Raw genomic sequence first — 24,673 nt, forward strand, 5'->3', positions numbered from 1 at the left:
CAATGTCTCTATTTTATCAGTTTCAGGTTGAATTTGGGCGCATTTTAATTCCCTTGAGTGTTATCCTTAGGAAAACAGTACAGATTAAATGATGGCTATGGATGTGAAACAACAAGTCGCTCAGCAACGCCGCGAGCTGGAACAGGCAGTCGCCCGAGCTCTGGAACTGGCTGGTCAGCAGGCAGATGCTGCCGAAGTGGCGATTAACAAGTCAACAGGGATCAGTGTCTCGACGCACCTGTGTGAGGTTGAAAACGTTGAGTTCAACAGTGATGGTGCCATGGGGATTACCGTGTACCGCGGCCAGAAAAAAGGCAGCGCCTCGACTTCTGATCTCAGCGAAGCCGCGATAGCTCAGACTGTGGCTGCGGCGCTGGAAATTGCCCGCCATACCTCGGAAGATCCTTATGCTGGTCCCGGCCCTGCGGAACTGATGGCCCGGAATATTCCGGATCTGGATCTTTTCCATCCGGATGAACCCGAGCCGGATCATGCCGCTTCTATCGCAATTGCTGCCGAACAGGCTGCGCTGGATGCTGACAGCCGGATCAAACAAAGTGACGGTGCCAGTTATGACAGCCACTACGGCGTTCGGGTTTACGGTAATAGCCATGGCATGCTGGCCAGTTATGCGAGCAGTCGCCACAGCATCAGTTGCAGCGTAATTGCGGAAGGCAAAAACGGGGATATGGAGCGAGATTACAGCTACACGCTGGCGCGACGTACTTCTGATTTGTGGTCGCCGGAGCAGGTCGGGCGCCATGCTGCCGAGCGTACCGTCAGCCGTATTGATCCACAGAAACTGACCACCCGTCAGGCGCCGGTGATGTTTGCATCGGATATTGCGACCGGGCTGTTTGGTCATCTGGTGATGGGGATCAGCGGTGCAAACCTGTACCGGAAATCGACCTTTTTGCTGGATATGCTGGATGAGCAGATTTTTCCGTCCTGGCTCAATATCAGTGAGCGGCCGCACCTGCTGCGCGGATTGGCCAGTACGCCTTTCGATAGTGAAGGTCTGGCAACTCATGACCGGGAAATTATTCAGGACGGGGTTTTGAAAACCTACCTGATGACCAGCTATGCAGCCCGGAAACTGGGGCGTCAGCCAACGGGACATGCCGGTGGTATTCACAACTGGTTGGTGTCCAGTACCGGTGAAGATTTTCAGGCGATGCTGCGCAAGCTGGATACAGGCTTCCTGGTGACCGAGCTGATGGGGCAGGGCGTGAACATTGTGACCGGTGATTATTCCCGTGGTGCAGCCGGTTTCTGGGTCGAGCGGGGCGAAATCCAGTTCCCGGTCAGTGAAGTCACGATCGCTGGCAATCTGAAAGACATGATGACCAACATTGTGGCGATCGGCACAGATACGGAAACACGCAGCCAGATCCAGACTGGATCGGTCTTGCTCGAATCAATGAAGATCGCGGGCGAATAGCAGCGTTTAGCGTATAAAATTGTCGTATAAAAAAGGTCTGGCAGTGCCAGACCTTTTTTGTTTCTGTGCTGTCACTTGTCAGGTGATAAAGACGGTTGCAAGGCCGAGGAAGACCGACAATCCGACAATGTCGGTAATGGTGGTCAGTGCCATGCCGCCTGCCAGTGCGGGGTCAATGTCCAGTTTCTTGAGAATAATGGGGACACCGACACCAGCCACCCCGGCAACCAGCAGATTAGTCATCATGGCCCCGGCAATAATACCGCCCAGCATCACATTGCCTTTCCACAACATGACCACACCGCCAATGATACAGGCCCAGAGAATCCCGTTGATCAGGCCGACCCGGGCTTCTTTGCTCAGCAGCCAGCGGGTGTTGGAATCCCCGATGTGGCCCACGGCAAGACCACGGATCACCAGGGCGACGGTCTGGTTGCCAGCCACACCGCCCATGGAAGGCACAATCGTCATCAGGACGGCAATGGCTGCCATCTTGTCCAGTGTATCTTCGAACATATTGGAAACCGATGCCGCAGCCAGGGCTGCCAGAACATTCACACCCAGCCAGATACTGCGGCGACGGGCTGATTTCATCACGGGGGCAAAGGTGTCTTCGTCATCATCCATACCCGCCATACTCATCATGGAGTGTTCGGCATCTTCACGGATGATATCAACCACATCATCAATGGTGATCCGGCCGACCAGCTGATTATTGGCATCAACGACTGGGGCTGACAGCCAGTTCCGGCGCTCGAACAGATTCGCGACTTCGCTGTCGTCCATGTCGACATTGATGGCTTCATCCGGGTCGTCCATCACTTCGCTGATTTGTACATCAGGCTGGGTCGTGATCAGAGTGGCGAGTGAGAGGTGACCAATCAGCACATTATTTTCGTCAACTACGTACAGGGCGTCGGTCGCTTCCGGCAGTTCGCCTTTCATCCGCAGGTAACGCAGCACCACATCTGCGGTTACATCGCCGCGAATTGTGACGAAGTCGGTACTCATCATACCGCCGGCGCTTTCTTCCGGATAGGCCAGCGCCAGTTCGATCCGGTGTCGATCGGCGGCATCCATTTGCGCCAGAACTTCCTGGAACCGCCGGTCCGGCAGGCTACGCAGGACGTAAGCGACGTCATCGCTTTCCATACCTTCAGCAACGGCCGCCAGCTTTTCCGGGGCCATCATGGCGACGATGCCGTCTTTGACATCTTCAGACAGTTCGTCGAGGATCTCGCCCTGTTCTTCCGGATCAGTCAGTTGCCAGAGCACCTGGCGCTCTTTCGGCGGACAGGCTTCAAGCAGGTGGGCAATGTCTTCCGGCTCCATATCCTGCAGCATTCGCCTGACGTGCACGAACATCCCTCGTTCCAGGGCCTGGTTGACTTGTTGCAGCGTCTGGTGGGTCTGATCTTGTTCGAAAACGTCCGCCATGAGAACTACCTTGCTTCGTGAATATGTCCGGCGCTCAAATGAAAGCGGACGGAAAATGGCGCAATAAGCTGAATATTAACGCAATAATGTGTCCTTTGTCTCATTGGATCTGAAATCTTACTGAGATTTCACCAGATGGCGGGACAATTCCGGAAGAGTCTGAAAAGCGGTAGAGTATTGTCAGAAAGGTTCATATTGCCGCAATTCAAAGCGATTTCAGCACAATTCGCGGCAAATGTTTTGTTCACAAAGCAACGGGACAGCGGTCAGCTATCTTCATCAAAGCCGTTTTCAATCAGGGAAGTGACGGCTTCCAGCGCGGCACTGGCATCACTGCCTTCGGCGCTGACGGTGATTTTCTGTCCCTGCGCCGACTCCAGCATCAACAGTCCCATCACACTGTCCGCGGTCGCAGACTTGTCTGCGTTGGTGACGGTGACGGTCGATTCAAAGCTCTGGGCCAGTTCGACCAGTTTGATTGCAGCTCTGGCGTGCAGGCCCAGGCGATTTTTGATGAATAGTTCTCGGCTGACTGTACTCATGCTCAATGCTTCTGTTTTGTCTGTTGTTCCAGGGTCCGGTGCCGGATCTGAACCTGCTGGCCCTGATGCCGGAAATACTCTGCCAGTTGCTGGGCGACATAGACCGACCGGTGCTGACCACCGGTGCAGCCAATGGCAACCGTGACATAACTGCGGTTGTTTTTCTCCAGCATCGGCAGCCAGTTCTCCAGGAAGTTACGGATCTGATAGATCAGCTGGGAAACTTCATGGTGGCTGGCGAGGTAATCCTGAACAGCACTGTCAAGGCCCGTCTGTGGTTTCAGTTCCGGAACCCAGTGCGGATTAGGCAGGAAACGAACATCAAAGACGAAGTCTGCATCGGTCGGCAGACCGTGTTTGAAGCCGAAGGATTCAAAGACCATCACCAGTTCACGGGATTCACGTCCCAGTACCCGGGCACGCACGGTCTCACTCAGATCATGAATCGATAGCTGTGTGGTATCCAGCACCAGATCAGCCTGTTCCTTGAGATTGGCCAACCAGGCGCTTTCTGCCTGAATGGCTTCTTCCAGGCTCATATTCTGGCGGGATAATGGATGCAGACGCCGGGTTTCACTGTAGCGCTTCACCAGGGTTTTATCGTCTGCATCGAGAAACAGCAGGCTGACATCTGCCTGCTGACGTACATCGTGCAGAACGCCACTGGTAATATCGTGATCGGCCGGCATATTGCGCACATCAACGCTGACAGCGACATTCTGGGTGAGCGGGTCCAGTGTTTTGATCAGATCGGAAAGCAGGTGAACCGGCAGGTTATCGACACAATAGTATCCGAGGTCTTCCAGTACCCGCAGGGCAACTGATTTTCCTGAGCCTGAGCGGCCACTGACTATCATCAATTTCATGACGGGCTTTCCTTGTGCCGGTTAAGAGGGCTCTGTGGTCATGATCTGGTAAAGCTCTTCGTCGCTTTTCGCGGCCCGCAGCTGTTTCAGGATGGTTTTATCACTGAGTTTTTCGGCCATACTGGACAAAGTTTTCAGGTGCTCTTTGCATTGAGCATCCGGAACCAGCAGTGCAAACAACAGATCGACCGGTTGATTGTCGATGGCATCAAACTGAATGGGTTGCTGGCATTGGATCAGAACAGCAATGGCTTGCTCACTGTCGCTGATGCGGCCATGGGGTATCGCGATGCCGTTACCGATCCCGGTGCTGCCCATTTTTTCCCGGTTCAGCATGCACTCAAACAGTGGCTGAGGGTTTTGGTTTAAATGTTGGCCGGCGATTTCGCTGATAATTTCCAGCGCGCGTTTTTTGCTGGAGCAGTGGACTGCACTCTTGGTGCAGTCCAGGCTTAATACTCGACTCAGTTGCATGTTAATGACTATTGAGTTTGTCTTTGTGTTTGTTTAGTTGACGGACCAGTTTATCAGTTAATTGGTCAATTGCAGCATACATATTTTCAGAATCTGCTCTCGCATGGATTTCACCGGCGTTAATGTGAAGGGTCGCCTCGGCGATTTGCTGCAATTTCTCCACATTCAGGACCACATGCACGTTGTTAATCTTATCGAAAAAGCGCTCCAGCTTATCGAACTTGGTTGTCACATATTCACGCAGCGAAGGGGTGATTTCAATGTGGTGACCAGTGAGATTAATTTGCATAGACATCTTCCTCCTTTTGCTGCCTCTCTCCTCAGAGCAGGCGCTTTCTTTGGCTTGAAGGCGGGATACCAAGCGATTCACGGTATTTGGCAATAGTACGTCGGGCCACCATGATGCCTTGATCCGCCAGTAATGTCGCTATTTTGCTATCACTCAAAGGTTTGGCCTGATTTTCGGCCGCAACCAATTTCTTCACCAGTGCTCGGATCGCGGTGGAAGAACATTCACCCCCGTTATCCGTACTGACATGGCTGGAAAAGAAGAATTTCAACTCAAAGATACCCCGGGGGGTATGCATATATTTCTGCGTTGTGACCCGGGAAATGGTGGATTCGTGCATATCGACGGCCAGTGCGATGTCGTTCAGAACCATCGGCTTCATGGCTTCTTCGCCGTATTCGAAAAAGTCCTGCTGGTGCTCCACAATGCAGCGGGCAACTTTGAGCAGGGTTTCATTCCGGCTTTCCAGACTTTTGATCAGCCACTTGGCATCCTGCAGGTGACTGCGAATAAACTGGCTGTCTGCGCTGTTTCGCGTGTGTTTACTCAGCGCTGCATATTGCTCATTCACCCGCAGGCGAGGCACGCTGTCGGGGTTGATGGTGACCACCCACTTGCCTTTGTCCTTGAAGACGGACACGTCCGGAACAACATATTCGGTCTCAGAGGCGACGACCCGGTTTCCGGGACGCGGATCCAGCGAGTGGATCAGGGACATCACGTTTTTCAGCTCATCTTCCTTGAGCTTGGTATCGCGCATCAGCTGGCGGTAATCACGGTTTGCCAGCAAGTCGAGGTGTTGAGTCAGAATCGTTTTGGCTTCATTCAGCCACGGAGTGTCTTCCGGATAGGTTGCCAGCTGAAGTAACAGGCATTCTTGAAGGCTGCGCGAGGCAACACCGAGCGGGTCAAACTGCTGAACCCGTTTCAGCACGGCTTCGACTTCATCAAGCTCGACGTTTTCATCGCCCATGCTCTCAAGAATGTCTTCACAACTGCAGGTGAGATAGCCCTTGTCATCAATGGCATCAATGATGGCGAAGGCGATGGCACGGTCGGTATCGCTGAACGGGGTCAGCTCCAGCTGCCACATCAGGTAATCTTGCAGGGTTTCCGTGGTTTCCCCCTGATAGACCGGCATATCATCATCGGGGGCAATTCCGGTGCTGCCGGTACCCGCGCTGTAGACGTCGTCCCAGGTGGTATCAACGGGTAAATCGGAAGGCATTTCCCGCTGTTCAATGACTTCAGAGGTGTCAAAGCTGTCACTACTGATCTCGTCGTATTGTTCGACTGAATCATCCTTGCCGTTTGCACTTTCCGCACGGATTTCATCATTATCTGAGGATGTGGTGTCGTTGTCATGACTCTCGTCGAGCTCCAGCAAAGGGTTGGCATCTAAGGCTTCCTGGATTTCCTGTTGCAGGTCCAGTGTCGACAGTTGCAACAAGCGAATGGCTTGTTGCAGTTGCGGCGTCATTGCCAATTGTTGACCTAGCTTAAGCTGGAGCGAAGTTTTCATGTGTGTACAGACACCTTGTGATTATTGTATGAATCGCTTGTGGGTCAGCTTACCTCTCTTGTGCCCTTTTATCTATAACTATAGACGGAACTGGTCTCCCAGATAGACACGTTTCACATGCTCATCATTCAGCACTTCAGCGGGCGTTCCATGGGCGATGAGCTGCCCCTGACTGACAATGTAAGCATGCTCACAAACGTCCAGCGTCTCCCTGACATTATGGTCCGTGATCAGGACGCCGAGGCCGCGATCTCGCAGGTGTTCAATGATCTTCTTGATATCGATCACAGAGATAGGATCGACCCCGGCAAAGGGTTCATCCAGCAGGATGAATTTCGGGTTCGCCGCCAGAGCACGGGCGATTTCAACCCGGCGGCGCTCACCACCGGACAGCGCCATGCCCTGACTGTTACGGATGTGCTGAATGTTGAATTCGTCCAACAGTTCTTCCAGCTTGTCCTGACGTTCGGCTTTAGAGAGCTCAGAGCGGGTCTGCAGCACGGCCATCAGATTGTCATGGACTGTCAGGCGACGGAAGATCGATGCTTCCTGCGGCAGATATCCGATCCCCATCCGGGCTCGGTTATGCATGGGCTGCAGGCTGATGTCATGATCGTCAATGGTGATTGAGCCGGCATCGCGGGCGACCAGGCCCACAATCATATAAAACGATGTGGTTTTGCCAGCCCCGTTCGGGCCGAGCAGACCGACAATCTTGCCGGACTCCACTTCCAGGCTGACATCGGATACGACTTTGCGCCCGTTGTAACTTTTTGCCAGATGGGTTGCGGTTAACTTTGACATTCGTTCTCTTTATTTATGGTTTTTGCTTGAGCTGATTTGGCTGCAAAATCGTGATCACCCGCTGCTGACCGCCGCTGGTGGCAACCAGTTTCTGCTCATCAATCTTATAGCTGATGGTTTTGCCCTTAATTTCACTGCCTTCCTGAACCAGCACGGCTTTATCCGTCATTTTCAGGAACTCGGTGGCGGTCTCGTAGCGCATTTGCATCGCGGAACCATTGATTGGCTTGCCATCATCCATTTTCTGGAAAAACGTGGCGGGTGAGCCATAAGCATCAATGGTTTGCTGATCACCGTTCTGAGTCTGGCGGGTGACGACAATTTTGTCCGCGCGAATATCAATACTGCCCTGACGCAGCGTGACATTGCCGGTGAACGTCACCACATTTTTCTGGATGTCCAGTTCCTGACTATCCGAATTGATGTAAATTGGTTGTTCGGTATCGTTGCTTAATGCCCAGCCGGATGTGCTGACTGCCAGGCAAAGCAGGGCGCTAATTTTGCAAAGCTTCATATCTACCTTTTACATTGTTCATCAGGGTCGCCACACTGCGCTCCATATTGCCTTTCATGCCAATCCCTTCATTCTGAAAGGCGCTGCCGGTAATCGTAACCGGATCGGGCGTATCGAAATCTTTACTGATTAAATCCAGCCGCAGTGTATCTGTTTTTATTGCTTCAATGGCGGAGTCGGGTAACAGGTTGAAGATTCTTACATTACCAGACATCTGCAGGATGTGTTCTTTATTTAGTGTGGCGTGATTTGCACTGATACGCCATTCGGTTTCATCGCCGTCTTTGTAAACCCAAATCACCGGCTGTTGGAAATCCGTGTTGCCGCTGAGATTGAAATACTCCAGCGTCTCAGATTCGATCCGATAACTGCGAATGCCCGACTCGGTATATGAGGTATTTCTGACCCCAGTACCCGTGAAGATTGGTTTTTCAGTATCCGGGGCGATCTGTGTTTCCTGTTGCCAGTGTTTCTGGAGCAGGTAGTAACCGGTCCATGCGCACAGGACGATCAGGAGCGCATAGAGCAGCCGGTTAAACGTCATATGCTCAGTCCCTTATGCTGATCCAGCTCACCGCGTGCTTCCAGAATCAGATCGCACACCTCACGTACGGCGCCGTAACCCCCTTTGATCCGGGTGGTCAGCTTGGCGCGCTGTGCCAGAAGCGGATGGCCATCGGCAACACAAACGGACAGTCCGACTTCGGCCATGACCGGCCAGTCAATCAGATCATCACCGATATAGGCGGTATGTTCCGGCGCGATAGCCAGTTTTTCTGTGAGATCCCGATACGCAGCCAGCTTGTTGTCCTGTCCCTGATAGACATGACGGATCCCCAGTGCGGACATCCGGTCTTCGACAATTTGTGAACGGCGGCCGGTAATGATGGCGACTTCCACACCGGCCGCCATCAGAGATTTGATGCCGTAGCCGTCACGGGTATGAAAGGTTTTCAGTTCTTCACCGTGGTTACCCATGTAGATCCGGCCATCAGAAAATACCCCGTCCACATCGCAGATCAGCAGACGGATATTTTTGGCTGTGTTGAAAGTTGCATCCGGGACTGGCCCGTACAATGTTGTTTGCATGGCATTTGTCATTACATTACTCCGGCTCTGAGCAGGTCATGCATGTTCAGAGCGCCCACCAGTTGCTGATCATCCACAACAAGCAGGCCATTGATTTTTCTTTCTTCCATCAGTTTCAGGCCTTCGGCAGCCAGGACCTGAGAGGAAATCGTGCTCGGATTCGGTGACATGACCTCACCGATCGGGGTCTGATGGATATCGATACGTTTGTCGAGCAGGCGGCGCAGGTCGCCATCTGTAAAAATGCCGCTTAACTGCTGGTTATCATCAACAATAGCGGTCATGCCAAGTCCCTGACGGGACACTTCCAGCAGGGCATCTTTAATGCTGGCATCCTGATGGACGACGGGCAGACGTTCGCCGCTATGCATGACATCGCTGATCCGCAGCAGCAGTTTTCGTCCCAGCGCACCGCCTGGGTGGGAGAGAGCGAAATCGTTGGCGGTGAAGCCGCGTGCTTCCATCAGTGCAATGGCCAGCGCGTCTCCCATGGCCAGGGTTGCTGTGGTGCTGGAAGTAGGTGCCAGATTTAGCGGGCAGGCCTCCTGAGAGACTGTAATCTGTAAATGCACCTGAGCCAGCCGGGCCATGGTGGATTCTGGTTTGCCTGTCATCGCAATCATCTGAATGCCCTGGCGTTTGATGACCGGGAGCAGGGTCAGAATCTCGCCGGCTTCGCCGGAATTTGAAATTGCCAGAACAATATCGCGTTTATCCAGCATCCCCAGATCGCCATGGCTGGCTTCTCCCGGATGAACAAAAAAGGATGGGGTCCCTGTGCTGGCCAGTGTGGCAGCAATTTTATTGCCGATATGGCCGGATTTGCCCATTCCCATCACGATCACTTTGCCCTGACAACGGCGAATCAGCCGGCAGGCTTCGCTGAAGCTACCGTTGATATACTGGGACAGCCCCTTGAGGGCTGTCGATTCGATTTCAATTACGCGGCGGCCAATCCGGCCGTAGTCAAAGGAATCAGGCATAGTTTCGCTCTCTGTTAGGCTGACAGATTATAAAGCAGATAACCCTGGTAAGCGACAAAGCATAAAATCAGCACCAGGCCTTCAAAACGATTGATTCGACGACGCTTGCCCAGCGCCATCAGAACCAGCAGGACAGAGACGCCCAGCATAATATAAAAGTCGCGGCCCATAGCCAGCGGGCTGAGTACTGAAGGATTCAGGAGCCCTGGGATTCCCATGACAGCCAAAATGTTAAATACATTGGAACCGATGATGTTCCCGACGGCCATGTCATCCTCACCCTTGTAAATACTGGCGATGGATGCCGCTAGCTCTGGCAGGCTGGTGCCGACAGCAATGATGGTCAGTCCGATCACCAGATCGCTCATGCCGAAGTGTTTGGCAATGATGACTGCCGAGTCAACCAGCATGCCTGCAGCGTAAGGCAGCAGGACCAGACCGATGATGACCCAGACGACGGCTGCCATATTACTGACCCCGTCCGGGATTTCTGATTCCTGTTCTTCTAAGAGGATGTCCTGATCTTTATTGCTGTTGCTGTTGCTTTTGCTGATTTTCAGCATCGCCAGGATAAAAATGATAAAGAGAACAACCAGCAGGACACCTTCAAAGAACCCCAGATAGCTGTCCCATAGCAGTGCACCGGCAATCAGTGTGACCACCATCATCAACGGGAGTTCACGGCGAATAATCCCTGAACTGATGGATAAGGGTTTTAAAATCGCAGTCAGGCCCAGAATTAACGCAATATTGGCAATATTTGAACCCAACACGTTGCCGACGGCAGTATCAGTTTTGCCTGCCAGGGCTGCAGTGGCGGAAACCATCATTTCCGGGGCAGAGGAGCCCATTGCCAGAATCGTCATCCCGATAATCAGCGGGGCGACCCCCAGGTTTTTTGCCAAGGCTGCTGATCCAAAGACAAGACGATCTGCACTCCATACCAGTAACGCGAGTCCGATACAGAGCAACACGATGGCTTCAAGCATTATTATCCCTTATTTCATTTTTTCTGTGAGCGATTTTTAAGAGAGCAATTTTGACGTTTCACTGACGAAAATGGAAGGAAAAGCCTTGAGTATTTACGGCTCTGGTTGTGATCTTCGTGTGGGAATGGCGGACTTCCGCCGAAAATTACTGAAGTAAAAAATGAATTACGTCGGGTATTGGTTCTATTCAGGTCAGTTATGATATAAAAAACACGGTTCATAAAATGAGTTGTTGAACGGCAAGTGCAGCCAGTCCGACCGTTGGGCTGAAAAATCACAACGTTCTGACAGCCGTTGCCTTGAGTTGGCCGGGGATTCTACCTATGATCAACCCGACTCAGATAACTATTTAATAATATTCATTTATGCCTGTATTGCGGCTGATCCCGGATGGATTATCTCAGCAGGTGATTGGGAAGGTTATGACAGCAACCGAAGCGCTAATTCGAATTGATCACCTGACGTTCTCACGGGGTGAGCGCAACATCTTTGATGATGTGTCGCTGACTGTCCCGAAGGGGAAGATTACCGCCATTATGGGGCCGTCAGGAATCGGTAAAACGACACTGCTTCGTCTGATCGGTGGGCAACTGATGCCGGATCAGGGCGGAGTCTGGTTTGAAGACCAGAACATCCCTTCTTTATCGCGCCGTGCGCTGTATCAGGTACGCAAGCGGATGAGTATGCTGTTTCAGTCAGGCGCCTTATTTACCGATATGACGGTGTTTGACAATGTGGCATTTCCGCTGCGGGAGCACACCGACTTACCGGAAGATCTGCTGCGCACGCTGGTCTTGCTCAAGCTGGAAGCGGTCGGACTGCGCGGTGCCGCCAACCTGATGCCGAATGAGTTGTCCGGCGGGATGGCGCGTCGGGCGGCACTGGCAAGAGCCATAGCTCTGGACCCAGATCTCATTATGTATGACGAGCCTTTTGTCGGACAGGATCCCATTACCATGGGTGTTTTGGTGAAGCTGATCCACAGCCTGAACCATGCTCTGGGCATTACCTCTGTGATTGTGTCGCACGATGTGCCGGAGGTGATGAGCATTGCTGATCATGTGTATCTGCTGTCGGGCGGAAAGATCATCGGTAGCGGAACCCCGGACGAGCTGAATTCAAACCCGGATCCCAGAGTCCGGCAGTTTCTGGATGGCAATGCGGATGGCCCCGTTCCTTTCAAGTTTCCTGCTCAGTCACTGGAGCAGGATTTGTTCAGTCAGCCGGTCTCTTAACTGCGTGATGAACACGACATCGCAAATAAAGGTATTTTCATAATATGTTAACGGATTTTGTTGCTCGGCTGGGACATCGTTCACTGTCCCGCTGCCGGACCATGGGACGGGCAACCTTGTTGCTGTTTGGTGCGCTGGTGAGTAAGCCGCAGCCTGCCAAAATGTTTCCGCTGCTGATGAAACAGCTCTATACCGTTGGTGTGCTGTCCGTCGCAATCATTATGGTTTCCGGTTTATTTATCGGGATGGTGCTCAGCCTGCAGGGGTATATCGTCCTGGTGGATTTTGGTGCCGAAACCAGCCTGGGTCAGATGGTGGCTTTGTCTTTGCTGCGTGAGCTGGGACCTGTGGTCACCGCGCTGTTGTTTGCCGGCCGTGCCGGTTCGGCACTGACCGCTGAAATTGGTCTGATGAAAGCCACGGAGCAGATTTCCAGCATGGAAATGATGGCTGTCGACCCGCTGCGCCGTGTAGTTGCGCCGCGTTTCTGGGCCGGGGTAATTTCAATGCCGCTGCTGGCAATGCTGTTTATTGCCATCGGTATCTGGGGCGGCCAGTTGGTTGGTGTGAGCTGGAAAGGCATCGATCACGGCAGTTTCTGGTCTGTGATGCAGTCTTCCGTCGAATTGGGGTACGACATTGGCAACAGCCTGATCAAATCAATCTGTTTTGCGATAACCGTGACCTGGATTGCGGTGTTTAACGGGTTTGATGCCATACCGACATCTGAAGGGATCAGCCGGGCAACGACCCGGACCGTCGTGAATTCTTCACTGGCGGTACTAGGATTGGATTTTGTGCTGACAGCACTCATGTTTGGGAATTAATCATGCAACAGAACAGACAATTAGAATTATGGGTCGGCACCTTTGTCCTGGCAGGGATTGTTGCTTTGCTGGTGTTGATTTTTCAGGTCGCTGATGTGAAAAATCTGGGCGGCTCAGAAACGTATAACCTGAAGGCCCGGTTTGACAATATTGGCGGCCTGAAAGTGCGCTCTCCTGTGAAAGTGGGTGGGGTCACGATTGGCACCGTCAGTGATATTACGCTGGATACGACAACTTATGTTCCTGTCGTGACACTGGCGATTGATAAAAAGTTCGGTTACTTCCCAGAAACCAGTTCGGCTGCCATTCTTACATCAGGGCTGCTTGGAGAGCAGTATCTGGGAATGACGCCGGGCTTTGTTGATGAAGGCATTGTAATGCTGGAAGACGGCGACATCATTGAAGATACCAAATCCGCCCTGGTGCTGGAGGAGATGATTGGCCAGGTACTTTACAGCATTGGTAAAGATGGCGATGACTAAGGAATTCACAATGAAAGTATTCAAAATCTTCTGGCTTGCGATTCTTGCCAGTCTGCCGTTGTTTGCGAGTGCGGCGCTGGTTGATAAAACCGATCCGTATCGGATGATGGAAACCGTATCACAGCAGACATTTTCCCGTCTGAAAGCAGAGCAGGCGCAGATTCAGCGAAACCCTGAGCACCTGCGTACCGTGGTTCGCCAGGAACTGCTCCCTTACATCAATACCCGTTATGCTGCTTACAAGGTTCTTGGGCCGCAGTTGAAGCAGACCAGTAAAGAGCAGCGGAATGAGTTTGTGAATGCATTTACTGATTATCTGGTTGCTTCTTATGCACAGGTGCTGACGCAGTACACGGATCAGGAGATTCGGATCGAACCGGCCAAGAAAATACCGGCCAGCAGTTCGATCGTATCGATTCGCGTGGATATCCTGGATCCTCAGCGCCCGCCTATTCGTCTGAATTTTAAATTACGTAAGAATAAGCAAAGCAACGAGTGGCAGGGTTATGACATGGTGGCAGAGGGTGTCAGCATGATCACGACGCAGCAAAGTGAGTGGAGTGGCCGGTTGCGGACTGAAGGAATCGACAAAGTGACCCGGGATCTTCGGGCGATTTCAGCTAAGCCAATCAAGCCAGAGGGAAAATGAGCATGAATCATGGATCCGTCCATTGGCAAGTGCTGGAAAATGGCCATTATCGCTTGTCAGGGGCGCTGGAACGTGACACAGTGCCAGCCTTTTGGCAGCAAAGACGTGAATGGATGCCACAAGATGCTAAGGTCACGATCGATCTGTCTGACCTGTCTCGGGTAGACTCTGCAGGCATGGTGATGTTGCTGCACCTGCAAAGGGAACTCAGTCAGGCAGGACGTCACCTGGTGTTGCAAGGAGTGCCGGAACAATTGTTAACGCTGCTCCGCCTTAGTCATGTCGACACGGTGCTGGCTGCCTGTATGGAAGTGTAGTTGAGGATAGCTTGTGGAAACATCTGAAATTAAACAAATTCTTGAGAATGCATTGGCGCTGGACGAAGTCATTGTGAACGGCGAAGGCAGCCACTATCAGGTGATTGCTGTTGGCGCGATGTTTGAAGGGATGAGCCGGGTGAAAAAACAGCAGGCGGTTTATGCCCCCCTGATGTCGCATATCGCCAGTAATGCCATCCACGCCTTGTCCATTAAAGCTTACACTCCGGAAGAGTGGGCGCGCGACAAGAAGCTGATGTCTTTGTAAGAGAAAACCAATGCAGAAGTTTCGAATTCAGGGCAATGGCCCTTTACGCGGCGAAGTCGCGATATCAGGTGCTAAGAATGCAGCCCTGCCTATTTTATTTGCTTCGCTGTTAGCGGAGGAGCCGGTAGAAGTCGGCAACGTTCCTAAGCTGAAAGATATCGACACCACGATGGAGCTGCTGAGCCGTCTGGGTGCTAAAGTGGAACGCAATGGTTCTGTTTATGTCGATGCCAGCAATATTACTGAATATTGTGCGCCATATGATCTGGTGAAAACCATGCGCGCTTCTATCTGGGCGCTGGGCCCGCTGGTTGCTCGCTTTGGTCGGGGCCAGGTGTCTCTGCCGGGTGGTTGTGCCATTGGTGCACGTCCGGTGGATCTGCACATCCACGGGCTGGAGCAACTGGGCGCTAAAATCACCCTGGAAGAAGGTTACGTCAAAGCAGAAGTTGACGGCCGTCTGAAAGGCGCACATATCGTGATGGATAAAATCAGTGTCGGTGCGACCGTTACGATTATGTCGGCGGCGACGCTGGCTACCGGTAAAACCGTCATCGAAAATGCGGCCCGTGAGCCGGAAATCGTTGATACGGCTAATTTCCTAAATGCTATGGGTGCCAAAATCACCGGTGCAGGTTCCGACACTGTCGTCATTGAAGGTGTTGAACGTCTGGGTGGCGGTTATCATGAAGTGCTGCCAGATCGCATCGAAACCGGAACATTCCTGGTTGCTGCGGCTATCTCTGGTGGAAAAGTGGTCTGCCGTAATACCCGTCCGTCTCTGCTGGAAGCAGCACTGGCGAAACTGGAAGAAGCTGGCGCCCTGATTGAAACCGGTGAAGACTGGATCAGTCTGGATATGACCGATCGTGAACTGAAAGCTGTGAATATCCGCACTGCACCGCACCCGGGCTTTCCGACCGATATGCAGGCTCAGTTCTCATTGCTGAACCTGGTGGCGAAAGGCACAGGGATCATCACGGAAACGATTTTTGAAAACCGCTTCATGCATATTCCGGAACTGATCCGGATGGGTGCACACGCTGAGATCGAAGGAAACACCGTGATCTGTGGTGAAACTGAAGGTCTGAGCGGGGCACAGGTTATGGCGACGGATCTGCGGGCTTCAGCCAGCCTGGTGATTGCCGGCAACATTGCCAAAGGCGAAACCATCGTTGATCGGATTTATCATATCGACCGCGGTTATGAGCGGATTGAAGAGAAATTGCGTGGTCTGGGCATGCAGATCGAACGTTTCAGCGAATAAGTTACGTATCTTAATTTTCCAGGCACGGCACGCTGTGCCTGGACACTTCTGCTTCATACCTTGAACACTTGCTGCCGCAGTATTCTCTTCACTTTTCTGCTTATCTGTCCGGCTCGTCGCCAATCAAAACCTTGAGCTTTTTAGGCTTACCGTTGCGCAGGACCGTCATTTCGACATAAGTCCCGGGGCGTAGTTCGGTGACAATATCCAGGACATTTCGCATGTCAGTCACTGGTTTATCGCCGATTTCCACCAGAATATCCTGGACCTTGAAGCCGGCCTTGTAAGCAGGCCCGTTGGGATCCATGCCCATCACGATAATCCCGCTGACCTGATCGGCATCATAAAGACGTGCCATCACCGGATTGATTTCCCGCCCGTCAATCCCGAGGTAGCCGCGGATCACCCGGCCGTCGGCAATCAGCTTGTTCATAATTTTCTGGGTCAGTTTGAACGGAATTGCAAAGGAGATCCCATAGGTTTCAATATCTGTCGCCTGCTGGAATGAAGCTGTATTGATTCCGACCAGTTCCCCGCGGGTATTGACCAGCGCACCGCCTGAGTTACCGTCATTGATGGCAGCATCGGTCTGCAGGAAGTCCTGGCGGCCGTAAAAGCTCATCCCGGATCGTCCGGTGGCCGAGATAATACCGTAAGTGGTGGTTTGGCCAAGGTTGTACGGGTTTCCGATCGCCAGCACCACGTCACCGACAGAAGGCATATAATCCGGATTGAGCGGAATGACGGGCAGGTTTTCCGCCTGAATCTTCAGTACGGCGATATCCGTGCGTTTGTCTTTCCCAATCAGCTGGGCGGTAAAAATCCGGCTGTCCTGCAGCGCGACAATCACCTGATCGGCTTCAGCGACGACATGATAATTCGTCACGATGTAGCCTTTTTCACTCATAATGACCCCGGAGCCCAGCCCCTGAGTACTGAGTTGCAGACGGTCTTCAGCGTTGTAGCGGCGGTTATAGATATTGACGACTGCTGGCGAGGCCCGGCGGACGGCATAGCTGAACGAAATTTGCTGAGGAACGGTGACCTGGCCGTTCAGTGCGGCTGTCGGGGAAAACATCTGGCTGCGCAGGCCCGGGAAAGCAAGTAGCAGTACTCCAGCCGTCAGTACGCCCAGTAAGGCGGATCGACCTAAAAATGCCAGCATTGATGCTCTCCTGATTGACCTGCACTTTGCTTTGATTGCAAAAAGTTAAAAAACCGCTTGAGAATAGCATTTACATCCAGTTTTCAACAAGTCGAAGCAGGCTGGAGTTGCGAGAAATGTAGAAATGTGAAAAGTCCGGGCAAAGGCCCGGACTGATGCTGAGTGCGGATGATTCATCGGATGATGAGGTAGAGCTCGTTATCGCCGCGTCTGATCTCCAGAGCCAGAACGGAAGGCTGTTTATCGAGTGCCTTACGCAGTTCTCCCAGATTCCGGATCGGCTGTCGGTTCAGACCGATAATGATGTCATCTTCTTTGAGTCCGTAGCGTGCAGCCATCGACTGAGGGTCGATGCGGGTGACTTTAACGCCTTTCACTTTGTCTGCAGACGTCGTGTTACTGAATTCAGCACCTTGCAGGCTTTGGTGCAGGTGGTCTGCTTTCAGGTTCGCCATTTCGGCTTCTTGCAGGGTGACATCAAAGGTCATCTCGTCCCCGTCCCGCAGAACGCCGAGTTTCACTTTTTTACCGGCACCAATGGTCGCAATTTTGGCGCGCAGTTCCCCAAAAGTACGAATTGCTTTGTCATTCACAGAAACAATAATATCACCAGCTTTCAGACCGGCTTTTTCAGCGGCGGAGCCTGGCATCACCTGATTGACGAAGGCGCCATGGTTTGTTTCGTAGCCAAAGGCTTCGGCAAGCTCGGAGGTGAGTTCTCCCCCCTGAACACCCAGTACGCCACGTTTGACTTCACCATATTCAAGGATCTGGCTGGTCAGGTTTTTCACCATGTTGACCGGAATAGCAAAACCAATACCGACGTTCCCGCCGTTCGGGCCGAGAATCGCAGTATTGATGCCAATCAGCTCACCATTCAGGTTCACCAGCGCGCCACCGGAGTTACCGCTGTTGATGGCAGCATCTGTCTGAATGAAGTTCTCGAAGTTCTCAATGTTCAGGCCGCTTCGCCCCAGGGCGGAAATAATCCCCGAAGTGACGGTCTGGCCCAGTCCGAACGGGTTTCCGATTGCGACAGAGAAATCACCGACGCGCAGCTTATCTGAGTCTGCCATTTTGATGGCTTTCAGATTTTTGGTGTTTTCCAGCCGAAGTAGGGCAATATCTGACATTTCGTCGCTGCCGATGAGTTCGGCTTTCAGTTCCCGGCCATCATGGAGCTGAACCATGATTTTATCCGCACCGTCAATCACGTGATGGTTGGTAACCACATATCCTTTATTTGCATCAATGATGACTCCCGAACCCAGGCCACGGAACGGACGTTCCTGCAACTGCTCGCTGGGAGCATTGGGCCCGAAGAAGTAGCGGAAGGGCTCAGGGATCTGTTGTTTGGAAACATGCTTGCCTTCGACGGCTATACTGACCACGGCTGGGGTGACTTGCTCCAGCATCGGGGCCAGGCTGGGTAGCTGCTGATCATTGACAGCCAGAGGAAGAGCGGCAGAGGCTGTGACAGGGGACATCACTGCGCTAATACTGAACGCCAGCGCACTCAATACAAGTAAAGGCTTTTTCATCGTGACTCAACTCCGGTTTAACAAGTGCTTATTACGACTGGTAAAATCGGGCAAAGTTCCGAGAATTATCAAGATTGAAACAAAATGTGAATCTCAGACTCTGACCGTGGCGTCTCAGACGTACGACACGGTCAGGCAGACAATCAGGACTCAGCTCGCTTTCGCTGGCTCTTCCAGCGCGCGTTCTTCAGCTTTCAACAGGCCCGATGCACCATTGGCATAATCACGTGGCTGTTGGGTTGATTCCTGTTCTTCCTGGCTGACCGGCTCAGAGGCTTCCGCCACAGCGGTCAGTGTGCTGATCCGTTGTGAGAAAGGGTTGTCCTGTTCAGGCAGGTTCGGCATCAGCTCGGCAGACGTTTTGGCCATGTGCTCGTAAAGTTTGCTGTAATCTTTTGCCAGATTGTCGAGCAGGTCGGAACTGCGGGCAAAATGATCGATAAGCTCCTGACGGTATTGCTCCAGCTGATACTTGGTTTTATCCAGTTCTTTCTGTAACTCTTTTTGCTGTTTCAGGTTTTTATTCCCCAAACGGGCGGCAAAGGCACCGACCAGCGCGCCTGCGACAAAAATCAAAATCGCGTAGATCCAAGCCATGAAAAACTCCTTGTGACTGTGAGTACAACAGGTAGACCTGTTTTTTTTATCTAATAAGCACATCTGCTTATTAGGGGGTTATTTAGTTACTATACATGCACATGAAGTGTCGTGGTACTATCTACGACTAAAGATGGAAATATTCAGAGGCATGGGTTGTGCTGAAAACCGATGCCTCCCAGCGACTGAGCAGGATGAGGATGACTCCGGAACAACGCTATCAAAACGATCTGAAAACCCCCGGCTTTTTGCCTGACGCCGCTCAGGCGATGGCGGTGGCTCACCTCAATGATCTTTATCATCGGATGCTGGCACCCAAGCCCGAATCAGAGAAGCCGACTTTACTCGGGCGCTTGTTCAAGCGTCAGACGCAGGAGCCAGTCAAACCAGTCAAAGGTTTGTATTTCTGGGGCGGGGTCGGTCGAGGCAAAACTTATCTGGTTGATACTTTCTTCGACTGTTTGCCGACAGAGCGCAAAATGCGGATGCACTTTCATCGATTCATGCACCGGGTCCATAAGGAAATGCAGTCTCTGGGTCACCAGACTGATCCGCTGGAAATTGTTGCGGACCGTTTTAAGCTGGAAACAGACATCATTTGTTTTGATGAGTTTTTTGTTTCAGATATCACGGATGCGATGATTCTGGGCACCCTGTTCCAGGCACTGTTCCGTCGCGGTATTACGCTGGTGGCAACGTCAAATATTCCGCCGGATGAGCTGTATCGTAATGGTTTGCAGCGTGCTCGTTTTCTGCCTGCGATTGATCTCATTAAAGAGCATTGTGAGATTGTCAATGTCGACTCCGGTGTGGATTATCGTCTCCGTACCCTGGAACAGGCTGAGATTTATCACTGGCCACTGGATGCAAGTGCGGCAGAGAACATGAAGCACTACTTTGTGCAGCTGTCGGTGGAGCCCCGTCGTGATGGCGGTGAGATCATTATTCATGACCGGCCGATTGCGACGTGCCATGAGGCTGAAGGCGTGGTTCATTTTACTTTTGATGCATTGTGTCGGGGCGCGCGCAGCCAGAGCGATTACATGGAAATTGCGCAGATGTATCACAGCGTACTGCTTTCAGATGTGCCGGTACTGACGGAAAAAGATGATGATGCGTCCCGCCGTTTTATTGCCATGGTTGATGAATTTTATGAGCGGCATGTCAAACTGATCATCTCCGCTGAAACCAGCATGGAGAAGCTGTACCAGAGCGGCCGTCTGAGTTTTGAGTTTAAGCGCTGCTGTTCCCGCTTAATTGAAATGCAGAGTCATGAGTATCTGGCACGACCGCATCTCGCTTAGCTGAATTTGCCGATTGATGCATAGGGGAAAAGACAGAACTTTTTTTGAAAAAAAGGTGATTTTTTCCCCATGCTTCCGTATAATCCTGCGACCCACCGTACCTGTGACGGCGTTATGCCGGGAGTGCCAACCACTCGAAGGGGTGATGACTGGGCTCTTTATACAGAGAGAGCGCTTTGCGTTCTTAGAAAGTGAAACTATTTAAATTTGGGTAAGAATTAGCATGAAAACTTTCGTTGCTAAACCAGAAACTGTAAAACGTGACTGGTATGTTGTAGACGCTGAAGGTAAAACACTGGGTCGTCTGGCAACAGAAATCGCATCTCGTCTGCGCGGTAAGCACAAGCCTGAGTATACTCCTCACGTTGACACTGGTGACTACATCGTTGTTATCAACGCTGAGAAAGTTGCAGTAACTGGCGCGAAGCGTACTGACAAGATGTACCATCGTCACACTGGTTACATCGGCGGTCTGAAAACTATCAGCTTTGACAAGCTGCTGGACAAAAAGCCAGAAGCTATCATTGAAATCGCTGTTAAAGGCATGCTTCCTAAAGGTCCTCTAGGCCGTGCTATGTACCGTAAACTGAAAGTTTACGCAGGTAGTGAGCACAACCACGCTGCACAGCAGCCACAAGTTCTAGACATCTAATTGGGGAAGATGACAATGGCAGAGAATCAATACTACGGCACTGGCCGCCGCAAAAGCTCAGCTGCTCGTGTTTTCATCAAACCGGGTACTGGCAACATCGTAATCAACAAGCGCAGCATCGAAGAATACTTCGGTCGTGAAACTGCTCGCATGGTTGTTCGTCAGCCACTGGAGCTGGTTGAAATGACTGAGAAGCTGGACCTGTACATCACTGTGAAAGGTGGTGGTATCACTGGTCAGTCTGGTGCGATCCGTCACGGTATCACTCGCGCTCTGATGGAGTACGATGAGACTCTACGTCCTGCTCTGCGTGCCGCTGGCTACGTGACTCGTGACGCTCGTCGCGTTGAACGTAAGAAAGTTGGTCTGCGTAAAGCACGTCGTCGTCCACAGTTCTCTAAGCGTTAATTCAACGCACCAGACTTCTGTCTGGTTACTGTGTACCGCAAAGCCCAGCCATTGGCTGGGCTTTTTGCATTTATTGTCAAAATTATTGAAAAACTGGCACGATTTTTTGCATTTTTTGCTCTTGACGAAAACGCAAATTATGCCCACAAATCTCTCACATTTGCGGTGTTTACCTTGTCTTAAAGTAGGGTTTTCTTTATCATTTGCCGCGATAAATAGCAGCATGAAAATTCTTAATCAATAAGCTGTTGAGTCTTTCCGTAGAAAGTTAGCCGTAAGCTCCAGGGACGCAGAAGGAAACTATAATCCTGAGCGGGAGCACATGGGAGAATGTTGGATGAGCAAAGCGCCAGTAAGTAACGGCCGACGCCGCTTCCTGACTGCGACGACCTCGGTTGTTGGAGGCTTAGGTGCAGTCGCTGTCGCCGTACCCTTTATCAAATCATGGAATCCGAGCGCCAAAGCCAAGGCCGCCGGTGCACCAGTTGAAGTTGATATCAGTAAACTCGAAGAAGGCCAGATGATCCGCGTAGAGTGGCGAGGCAAACCGGTGTGGGTAGTACGCCGGAGCCAGGCTATTCTGGATGAACTGCCGACTCACGACGACCGACTGCGTGATCCGCAGGCCGCTGAACCTCAGCAGCCTGCCTACGCCACGAACGAATACCGTTCACGTAAACCTGAAATCTTTATTGCCGTTGGTATTTGTACCCACCTTGGCTGTTCGCCAACTTATCTGCCAGACACGTTCAGTGAGCAGGTGAGTGGTGTTCCTGCCGGCTTCTTCTGCCCATGCCACGGCTCTAAATTCGACTTGGCTGGTCGGGTTTTCCAGGGCGTGCCTGCGCCGCTGAATCTGGTGGTTCCAAAGCACATGTTCCTGAACGACAACACTATTTTAGTGGGTCAAGATGAGGAGTCGGCATAATGGAAGCTTTTCTGGGTTGGATTGAAAAACGTCTGCCAGTGATGAATGCTTATAAAAAGCATATGTCTGAATACCCGATGCCGAAGAACTTCAACTTCTGGTATCTGTTTGGCTCGCTGGCCATGCTTGTACTGGTGAACCAGATCCTGACGGGGATCTGGCTGACCATGAACTATGTACCATCCGGTGATGGTGCTTTTGCCTCAGTTGAATACATCATGCGTGATGTCGATTACGGTTGGCTGCTGCGTTACATGCACTCGACCGGTGCATCAGCATTCTTCATCGTGGTTTATCTGCACATGTTCCGTGGTCTGATCTACGGTTCCTATAAAAAACCGCGTGAACTGCTGTGGCTGTTCGGTATGCTGATTTTCCTGGCACTGATGGCGGAAGCTTTCATGGGTTACCTGCTGCCATGGGGACAGATGTCTTACTGGGGTGCTCAGGTTATCATTTCTCTGTTTGGCGCAATCCCTGTGATTGGTGACGATCTGACCCTGTGGATCCGTGGTGACTACGTGATCTCTGGTGCGACACTGAACCGTTTCTTTGCGCTGCACGTGATTGCATTGCCTATCGTTCTGCTACTGCTGATCGTGCTGCACATTCTGGCGCTGCACGAAGTGGGTTCAAACAACCCGGACGGTATTGAAACCAAACTGCCAAAAGGCAGCAAGGGTGACAATTACTCACCGAGCTTTAAGTTCCACGAGTACTACACCAAGAAATACGACATTATTGACTCTGTGCCTTTCCACCCTTATGGGACGGTGAAGGACATGGTGGGCGTGGCGATTTTTGCCTTCCTGTTCAGTTATGTGATTTTCTTTAACCCTGAAATGGGCGGCTATTTCCTTGAGCCACCTAACTTTGAAGCGGCGAACCCGCTGAAGACGCCTGAACACATTGCACCTGTATGGTACTTCACGCCTTTCTATGCGATTTTGCGTGCGGTTCCGGATAAGTTGGTGGGTGTAATCGCGATGGGTCTGTCGATTGCAATGCTGTTTGTGTTGCCATGGCTGGATCGCTGTAAAGTGCGTTCTTACCGTTACCGCAGCAAGCTGCATCTTGCAAACATCGTTCAGTTCACTATCTGCTTCATTGCATTGGGTATTTTGGGTGCGTTGCCTGCGACGCCTGTATACACCCTGATGGCGCAGATCTTCAGTTTCGGTTACTTCATGTTCTTTGTTCTGCTGTTCTTCTACAGCAAGAATGAAGCAACCAAACCGCTACCAGAGAGGGTCACATACAAATGAAAAAGCTGATGGTTATGCTGCTTGCTCTGTTGCCGTCTCTGGCGATTGCGGCTGGCGGTCACAGTGTTCACCTGGATGCGGCAAATAATGATTTGTCGGATAAGGCTTCGCTGCAACGCGGTGCCCGTACCTTTGTTAACTATTGTTTCGGTTGTCACGCGACTCAGTATCAGCGCTACCAGCGTGTTGCCGAGGATCTGGATATTCCGCTGGAACTGATGAAAGAAAACCTGATTTTCGATCAGAATGCGAAGATTGGTTCTCTGATGACCAACGCGATTTCTAAAGATTACGCGGCCGCTTCATTCGGTGCACCAGCACCGGATTTGACACTGGTTGCCCGGGTTCGTGGTTCAGACTGGCTTTATACGTATCTGCGTTCATTCTATGCCGATCCAAACCGTCCGTTTGGTGTGAACAACCTGGTTTTCCCAAGCGTTGGTATGCCACATGTTCTGGAAGAGCTGCAGGGCACGCCACGACAAGTGTTTGAAACCCGTACGATTGACGGTCAGGAAGTCCAGGAGTTTGTCGGCCTGGAATCGGATGGCAACGGTGAGCTGAATACTGAAGAGTATGATGCGGTCGTGCGTGATCTGGTGAACTTCCTGGAGTACTCAGCAGAACCGATGAAGCTGGAACGCCAGCGCATGGGTCTGTGGGTGATGGGCTTTATCGTGATCTTCTTCGTTCTGACGTTGCTGCTGAAGAAAGAATATTGGCGCGATGTCCATTGATCGGGTAATCTAGTGCGTTAAGAAACTCGCAATGGGGGCAAGTGCCCCCGTTGCTTTTTGTGTATATGAGTATACTGGAGG

General features: G+C 51.8%; 29 protein-coding genes. 14 read left to right on the forward strand and 15 right to left on the reverse strand.

The genetic code is table 11. The annotated features are described in order from the left end of the window. Positions 1–97 precede the first annotated feature (97 nt). A complete protein-coding gene (gene pmbA / locus ACYP03_RS17415) occupies positions 98–1,441 on the forward strand; it encodes a metalloprotease PmbA (RefSeq protein WP_330961435.1) in 1,344 nt (447 codons plus the stop codon). Positions 1,442–1,519: 78 nt separating this feature from the next. Here pmbA and mgtE read toward each other — a convergent pair whose 3' ends face one another. The 12 genes from mgtE to ACYP03_RS17475 all read right to left on the reverse strand — a co-directional run bounded on the left by mgtE (position 1,520) and on the right by ACYP03_RS17475 (position 10,950). After that, positions 1,520–2,878, reverse strand: coding sequence for a magnesium transporter (gene mgtE, locus ACYP03_RS17420; protein ID WP_330961436.1), 1,359 nt, complete (start codon positions 2,876–2,878; stop codon positions 1,520–1,522). 266 nt (positions 2,879–3,144) lie between these two features. Continuing rightward, positions 3,145–3,420, reverse strand: coding sequence for an HPr family phosphocarrier protein (locus ACYP03_RS17425; protein WP_248143881.1), 276 nt, complete (start codon positions 3,418–3,420; stop codon positions 3,145–3,147). 2 nt (positions 3,421–3,422) lie between these two features. Beyond that, positions 3,423–4,286, reverse strand: coding sequence for an RNase adapter RapZ (gene rapZ / locus ACYP03_RS17430; RefSeq protein WP_248143882.1), 864 nt, complete (start codon positions 4,284–4,286; stop codon positions 3,423–3,425). 21 nt (positions 4,287–4,307) lie between these two features. Further along, positions 4,308–4,760, reverse strand: coding sequence for a PTS IIA-like nitrogen regulatory protein PtsN (ptsN, locus tag ACYP03_RS17435; protein ID WP_248143883.1), 453 nt, complete (start codon positions 4,758–4,760; stop codon positions 4,308–4,310). Position 4,761: 1 nt separating this feature from the next. Continuing rightward, a complete protein-coding gene (hpf, locus tag ACYP03_RS17440) occupies positions 4,762–5,049 on the reverse strand; it encodes a ribosome hibernation promoting factor (RefSeq protein WP_036749710.1) in 288 nt (95 codons plus the stop codon). Positions 5,050–5,080: 31 nt separating this feature from the next. After that, the gene (locus ACYP03_RS17445; RefSeq protein WP_248143884.1) at positions 5,081–6,571 is read right to left on the reverse strand and encodes an RNA polymerase factor sigma-54; all 1,491 of its coding nucleotides are present in this window, start codon (positions 6,569–6,571) and stop codon (positions 5,081–5,083) included. A 78-nt stretch (positions 6,572–6,649) separates the two neighbouring features. Beyond that, positions 6,650–7,375, reverse strand: coding sequence for an LPS export ABC transporter ATP-binding protein (gene lptB, locus ACYP03_RS17450; protein WP_036749704.1), 726 nt, complete (start codon positions 7,373–7,375; stop codon positions 6,650–6,652). 13 nt (positions 7,376–7,388) lie between these two features. After that, positions 7,389–7,889: a lipopolysaccharide transport periplasmic protein LptA gene (gene lptA / locus ACYP03_RS17455; RefSeq protein ID WP_248143885.1), complete on the reverse strand. Its 501-nt coding sequence runs from the start codon at positions 7,887–7,889 to the stop codon at positions 7,389–7,391. Continuing rightward, entirely contained in the window at positions 7,870–8,433 is a 564-nt protein-coding gene (gene lptC / locus ACYP03_RS17460) for an LPS export ABC transporter periplasmic protein LptC (RefSeq protein WP_248143886.1), read from the reverse strand. The genes lptA and lptC overlap by 20 nt, the downstream gene beginning before the upstream one ends. Beyond that, a complete protein-coding gene (kdsC, locus tag ACYP03_RS17465; RefSeq protein ID WP_371929367.1) occupies positions 8,430–8,978 on the reverse strand; it encodes a 3-deoxy-manno-octulosonate-8-phosphatase KdsC in 549 nt (182 codons plus the stop codon). The genes lptC and kdsC overlap by 4 nt, the downstream gene beginning before the upstream one ends. Before the next feature lie 11 nt (positions 8,979–8,989). After that, positions 8,990–9,961, reverse strand: coding sequence for a KpsF/GutQ family sugar-phosphate isomerase (locus ACYP03_RS17470; protein ID WP_248143888.1), 972 nt, complete (start codon positions 9,959–9,961; stop codon positions 8,990–8,992). 14 nt (positions 9,962–9,975) lie between these two features. Beyond that, entirely contained in the window at positions 9,976–10,950 is a 975-nt protein-coding gene (locus ACYP03_RS17475) for a calcium/sodium antiporter (protein ID WP_330961439.1), read from the reverse strand. A 422-nt stretch (positions 10,951–11,372) separates the two neighbouring features. Between ACYP03_RS17475 and mlaF the strand changes: the two genes are divergently transcribed. Genes mlaF through murA form a run of 7 tightly spaced genes read left to right on the forward strand, consistent with a single transcriptional unit; the run spans position 11,373 to position 15,995 of the window. Then, positions 11,373–12,185: a phospholipid ABC transporter ATP-binding protein MlaF gene (mlaF, locus tag ACYP03_RS17480; protein WP_248143890.1), complete on the forward strand. Its 813-nt coding sequence runs from the start codon at positions 11,373–11,375 to the stop codon at positions 12,183–12,185. Between the two features lie 44 nt (positions 12,186–12,229). Then, positions 12,230–13,012 (forward strand): lipid asymmetry maintenance ABC transporter permease subunit MlaE, encoded by a 783-nt coding sequence (gene mlaE / locus ACYP03_RS17485; protein ID WP_248143891.1) that lies wholly within the window; start codon positions 12,230–12,232, stop codon positions 13,010–13,012. Positions 13,013–13,014: 2 nt separating this feature from the next. Then, positions 13,015–13,494 (forward strand): outer membrane lipid asymmetry maintenance protein MlaD, encoded by a 480-nt coding sequence (mlaD, locus tag ACYP03_RS17490; RefSeq protein ID WP_248143892.1) that lies wholly within the window; start codon positions 13,015–13,017, stop codon positions 13,492–13,494. A 10-nt stretch (positions 13,495–13,504) separates the two neighbouring features. Further along, positions 13,505–14,143 (forward strand): phospholipid-binding protein MlaC, encoded by a 639-nt coding sequence (gene mlaC, locus ACYP03_RS17495; RefSeq protein ID WP_248143893.1) that lies wholly within the window; start codon positions 13,505–13,507, stop codon positions 14,141–14,143. 2 nt (positions 14,144–14,145) lie between these two features. Continuing rightward, positions 14,146–14,460, forward strand: a complete 315-nt coding sequence (locus ACYP03_RS17500) for an STAS domain-containing protein (protein WP_371929368.1) — start codon at positions 14,146–14,148, stop codon at positions 14,458–14,460. A gap of 13 nt (positions 14,461–14,473) precedes the next feature. After that, complete coding sequence (gene ibaG / locus ACYP03_RS17505) at positions 14,474–14,728, forward strand: BolA family protein (RefSeq protein WP_248143895.1); 255 nt, start codon at positions 14,474–14,476, stop codon at positions 14,726–14,728. A 10-nt stretch (positions 14,729–14,738) separates the two neighbouring features. Beyond that, positions 14,739–15,995 (forward strand): UDP-N-acetylglucosamine 1-carboxyvinyltransferase, encoded by a 1,257-nt coding sequence (gene murA, locus ACYP03_RS17510; RefSeq protein ID WP_248143896.1) that lies wholly within the window; start codon positions 14,739–14,741, stop codon positions 15,993–15,995. A 100-nt stretch (positions 15,996–16,095) separates the two neighbouring features. Here the strand turns inward: murA and degS are convergent, their stop codons facing one another. The 3 genes from degS to zapG form a co-directional block, all read right to left on the reverse strand. After that, complete coding sequence (degS, locus tag ACYP03_RS17515) at positions 16,096–17,160, reverse strand: outer membrane-stress sensor serine endopeptidase DegS (protein WP_330961442.1); 1,065 nt, start codon at positions 17,158–17,160, stop codon at positions 16,096–16,098. Positions 17,161–17,333: 173 nt separating this feature from the next. Then, a complete protein-coding gene (locus ACYP03_RS17520; RefSeq protein WP_248143898.1) occupies positions 17,334–18,701 on the reverse strand; it encodes a Do family serine endopeptidase in 1,368 nt (455 codons plus the stop codon). 150 nt (positions 18,702–18,851) lie between these two features. Then, positions 18,852–19,298, reverse strand: a complete 447-nt coding sequence (zapG, locus tag ACYP03_RS17525; protein ID WP_248143899.1) for a Z-ring associated protein ZapG — start codon at positions 19,296–19,298, stop codon at positions 18,852–18,854. A 200-nt stretch (positions 19,299–19,498) separates the two neighbouring features. On the opposite strand from zapG, the gene zapE reads away from it, so the two are divergent. The 6 genes from zapE to ACYP03_RS17555 all read left to right on the forward strand — a co-directional run bounded on the left by zapE (position 19,499) and on the right by ACYP03_RS17555 (position 24,592). After that, positions 19,499–20,602: a cell division protein ZapE gene (gene zapE / locus ACYP03_RS17530; RefSeq protein WP_459781317.1), complete on the forward strand. Its 1,104-nt coding sequence runs from the start codon at positions 19,499–19,501 to the stop codon at positions 20,600–20,602. Between the two features lie 223 nt (positions 20,603–20,825). Then, positions 20,826–21,254 (forward strand): 50S ribosomal protein L13, encoded by a 429-nt coding sequence (gene rplM / locus ACYP03_RS17535; protein ID WP_211646339.1) that lies wholly within the window; start codon positions 20,826–20,828, stop codon positions 21,252–21,254. A 15-nt stretch (positions 21,255–21,269) separates the two neighbouring features. Then, complete coding sequence (gene rpsI / locus ACYP03_RS17540; protein WP_007464367.1) at positions 21,270–21,662, forward strand: 30S ribosomal protein S9; 393 nt, start codon at positions 21,270–21,272, stop codon at positions 21,660–21,662. A 337-nt stretch (positions 21,663–21,999) separates the two neighbouring features. Then, positions 22,000–22,590: a ubiquinol-cytochrome c reductase iron-sulfur subunit gene (petA, locus tag ACYP03_RS17545; RefSeq protein ID WP_248143902.1), complete on the forward strand. Its 591-nt coding sequence runs from the start codon at positions 22,000–22,002 to the stop codon at positions 22,588–22,590. Continuing rightward, a complete protein-coding gene (locus tag ACYP03_RS17550; protein WP_248143903.1) occupies positions 22,590–23,855 on the forward strand; it encodes a cytochrome b in 1,266 nt (421 codons plus the stop codon). Before petA ends, ACYP03_RS17550 begins: the two co-directional genes overlap by 1 nt. Beyond that, on the forward strand, positions 23,852–24,592 hold the full coding sequence (locus ACYP03_RS17555) for a cytochrome c1 (protein ID WP_248143904.1): 741 nt from the start codon (positions 23,852–23,854) through the stop codon (positions 24,590–24,592). Before ACYP03_RS17550 ends, ACYP03_RS17555 begins: the two co-directional genes overlap by 4 nt. Positions 24,593–24,673: the final 81 nt, after the last annotated feature.

The sequence above is a fragment of the Photobacterium sp. R1 genome (genome assembly GCF_054600795.1).

Bases quoted from the DNA above. Each gene is read 5' to 3' on its own strand.
- pmbA (WP_330961435.1), top strand. From the start codon at position 98: ATGGATGTGAAACAACAAGTCGCTCAGCAACGCCGCGAGCTGGAACAG.
- mgtE (WP_330961436.1), bottom strand. From the start codon at position 2,878: ATGGCGGACGTTTTCGAACAAGATCAGACCCACCAGACGCTGCAACAA.
- ACYP03_RS17425 (WP_248143881.1), bottom strand. From the start codon at position 3,420: ATGAGTACAGTCAGCCGAGAACTATTCATCAAAAATCGCCTGGGCCTG.
- rapZ (WP_248143882.1), bottom strand. From the start codon at position 4,286: ATGAAATTGATGATAGTCAGTGGCCGCTCAGGCTCAGGAAAATCAGTT.
- ptsN (WP_248143883.1), bottom strand. From the start codon at position 4,760: ATGCAACTGAGTCGAGTATTAAGCCTGGACTGCACCAAGAGTGCAGTC.
- hpf (WP_036749710.1), bottom strand. From the start codon at position 5,049: ATGCAAATTAATCTCACTGGTCACCACATTGAAATCACCCCTTCGCTG.
- ACYP03_RS17445 (WP_248143884.1), bottom strand. From the start codon at position 6,571: ATGAAAACTTCGCTCCAGCTTAAGCTAGGTCAACAATTGGCAATGACG.
- lptB (WP_036749704.1), bottom strand. From the start codon at position 7,375: ATGTCAAAGTTAACCGCAACCCATCTGGCAAAAAGTTACAACGGGCGC.
- lptA (WP_248143885.1), bottom strand. From the start codon at position 7,889: ATGAAGCTTTGCAAAATTAGCGCCCTGCTTTGCCTGGCAGTCAGCACA.
- lptC (WP_248143886.1), bottom strand. From the start codon at position 8,433: ATGACGTTTAACCGGCTGCTCTATGCGCTCCTGATCGTCCTGTGCGCA.
- kdsC (WP_371929367.1), bottom strand. From the start codon at position 8,978: ATGCAAACAACATTGTACGGGCCAGTCCCGGATGCAACTTTCAACACA.
- ACYP03_RS17470 (WP_248143888.1), bottom strand. From the start codon at position 9,961: ATGCCTGATTCCTTTGACTACGGCCGGATTGGCCGCCGCGTAATTGAA.
- ACYP03_RS17475 (WP_330961439.1), bottom strand. From the start codon at position 10,950: ATGCTTGAAGCCATCGTGTTGCTCTGTATCGGACTCGCGTTACTGGTA.
- mlaF (WP_248143890.1), top strand. From the start codon at position 11,373: ATGACAGCAACCGAAGCGCTAATTCGAATTGATCACCTGACGTTCTCA.
- mlaE (WP_248143891.1), top strand. From the start codon at position 12,230: ATGTTAACGGATTTTGTTGCTCGGCTGGGACATCGTTCACTGTCCCGC.
- mlaD (WP_248143892.1), top strand. From the start codon at position 13,015: ATGCAACAGAACAGACAATTAGAATTATGGGTCGGCACCTTTGTCCTG.
- mlaC (WP_248143893.1), top strand. From the start codon at position 13,505: ATGAAAGTATTCAAAATCTTCTGGCTTGCGATTCTTGCCAGTCTGCCG.
- ACYP03_RS17500 (WP_371929368.1), top strand. From the start codon at position 14,146: ATGAATCATGGATCCGTCCATTGGCAAGTGCTGGAAAATGGCCATTAT.
- murA (WP_248143896.1), top strand. From the start codon at position 14,739: ATGCAGAAGTTTCGAATTCAGGGCAATGGCCCTTTACGCGGCGAAGTC.
- degS (WP_330961442.1), bottom strand. From the start codon at position 17,160: ATGCTGGCATTTTTAGGTCGATCCGCCTTACTGGGCGTACTGACGGCT.
- ACYP03_RS17520 (WP_248143898.1), bottom strand. From the start codon at position 18,701: ATGAAAAAGCCTTTACTTGTATTGAGTGCGCTGGCGTTCAGTATTAGC.
- zapG (WP_248143899.1), bottom strand. From the start codon at position 19,298: ATGGCTTGGATCTACGCGATTTTGATTTTTGTCGCAGGCGCGCTGGTC.
- zapE (WP_459781317.1), top strand. From the start codon at position 19,499: ATGACTCCGGAACAACGCTATCAAAACGATCTGAAAACCCCCGGCTTT.
- rplM (WP_211646339.1), top strand. From the start codon at position 20,826: ATGAAAACTTTCGTTGCTAAACCAGAAACTGTAAAACGTGACTGGTAT.
- rpsI (WP_007464367.1), top strand. From the start codon at position 21,270: ATGGCAGAGAATCAATACTACGGCACTGGCCGCCGCAAAAGCTCAGCT.
- petA (WP_248143902.1), top strand. From the start codon at position 22,000: ATGAGCAAAGCGCCAGTAAGTAACGGCCGACGCCGCTTCCTGACTGCG.
- ACYP03_RS17550 (WP_248143903.1), top strand. From the start codon at position 22,590: ATGGAAGCTTTTCTGGGTTGGATTGAAAAACGTCTGCCAGTGATGAAT.
- ACYP03_RS17555 (WP_248143904.1), top strand. From the start codon at position 23,852: ATGAAAAAGCTGATGGTTATGCTGCTTGCTCTGTTGCCGTCTCTGGCG.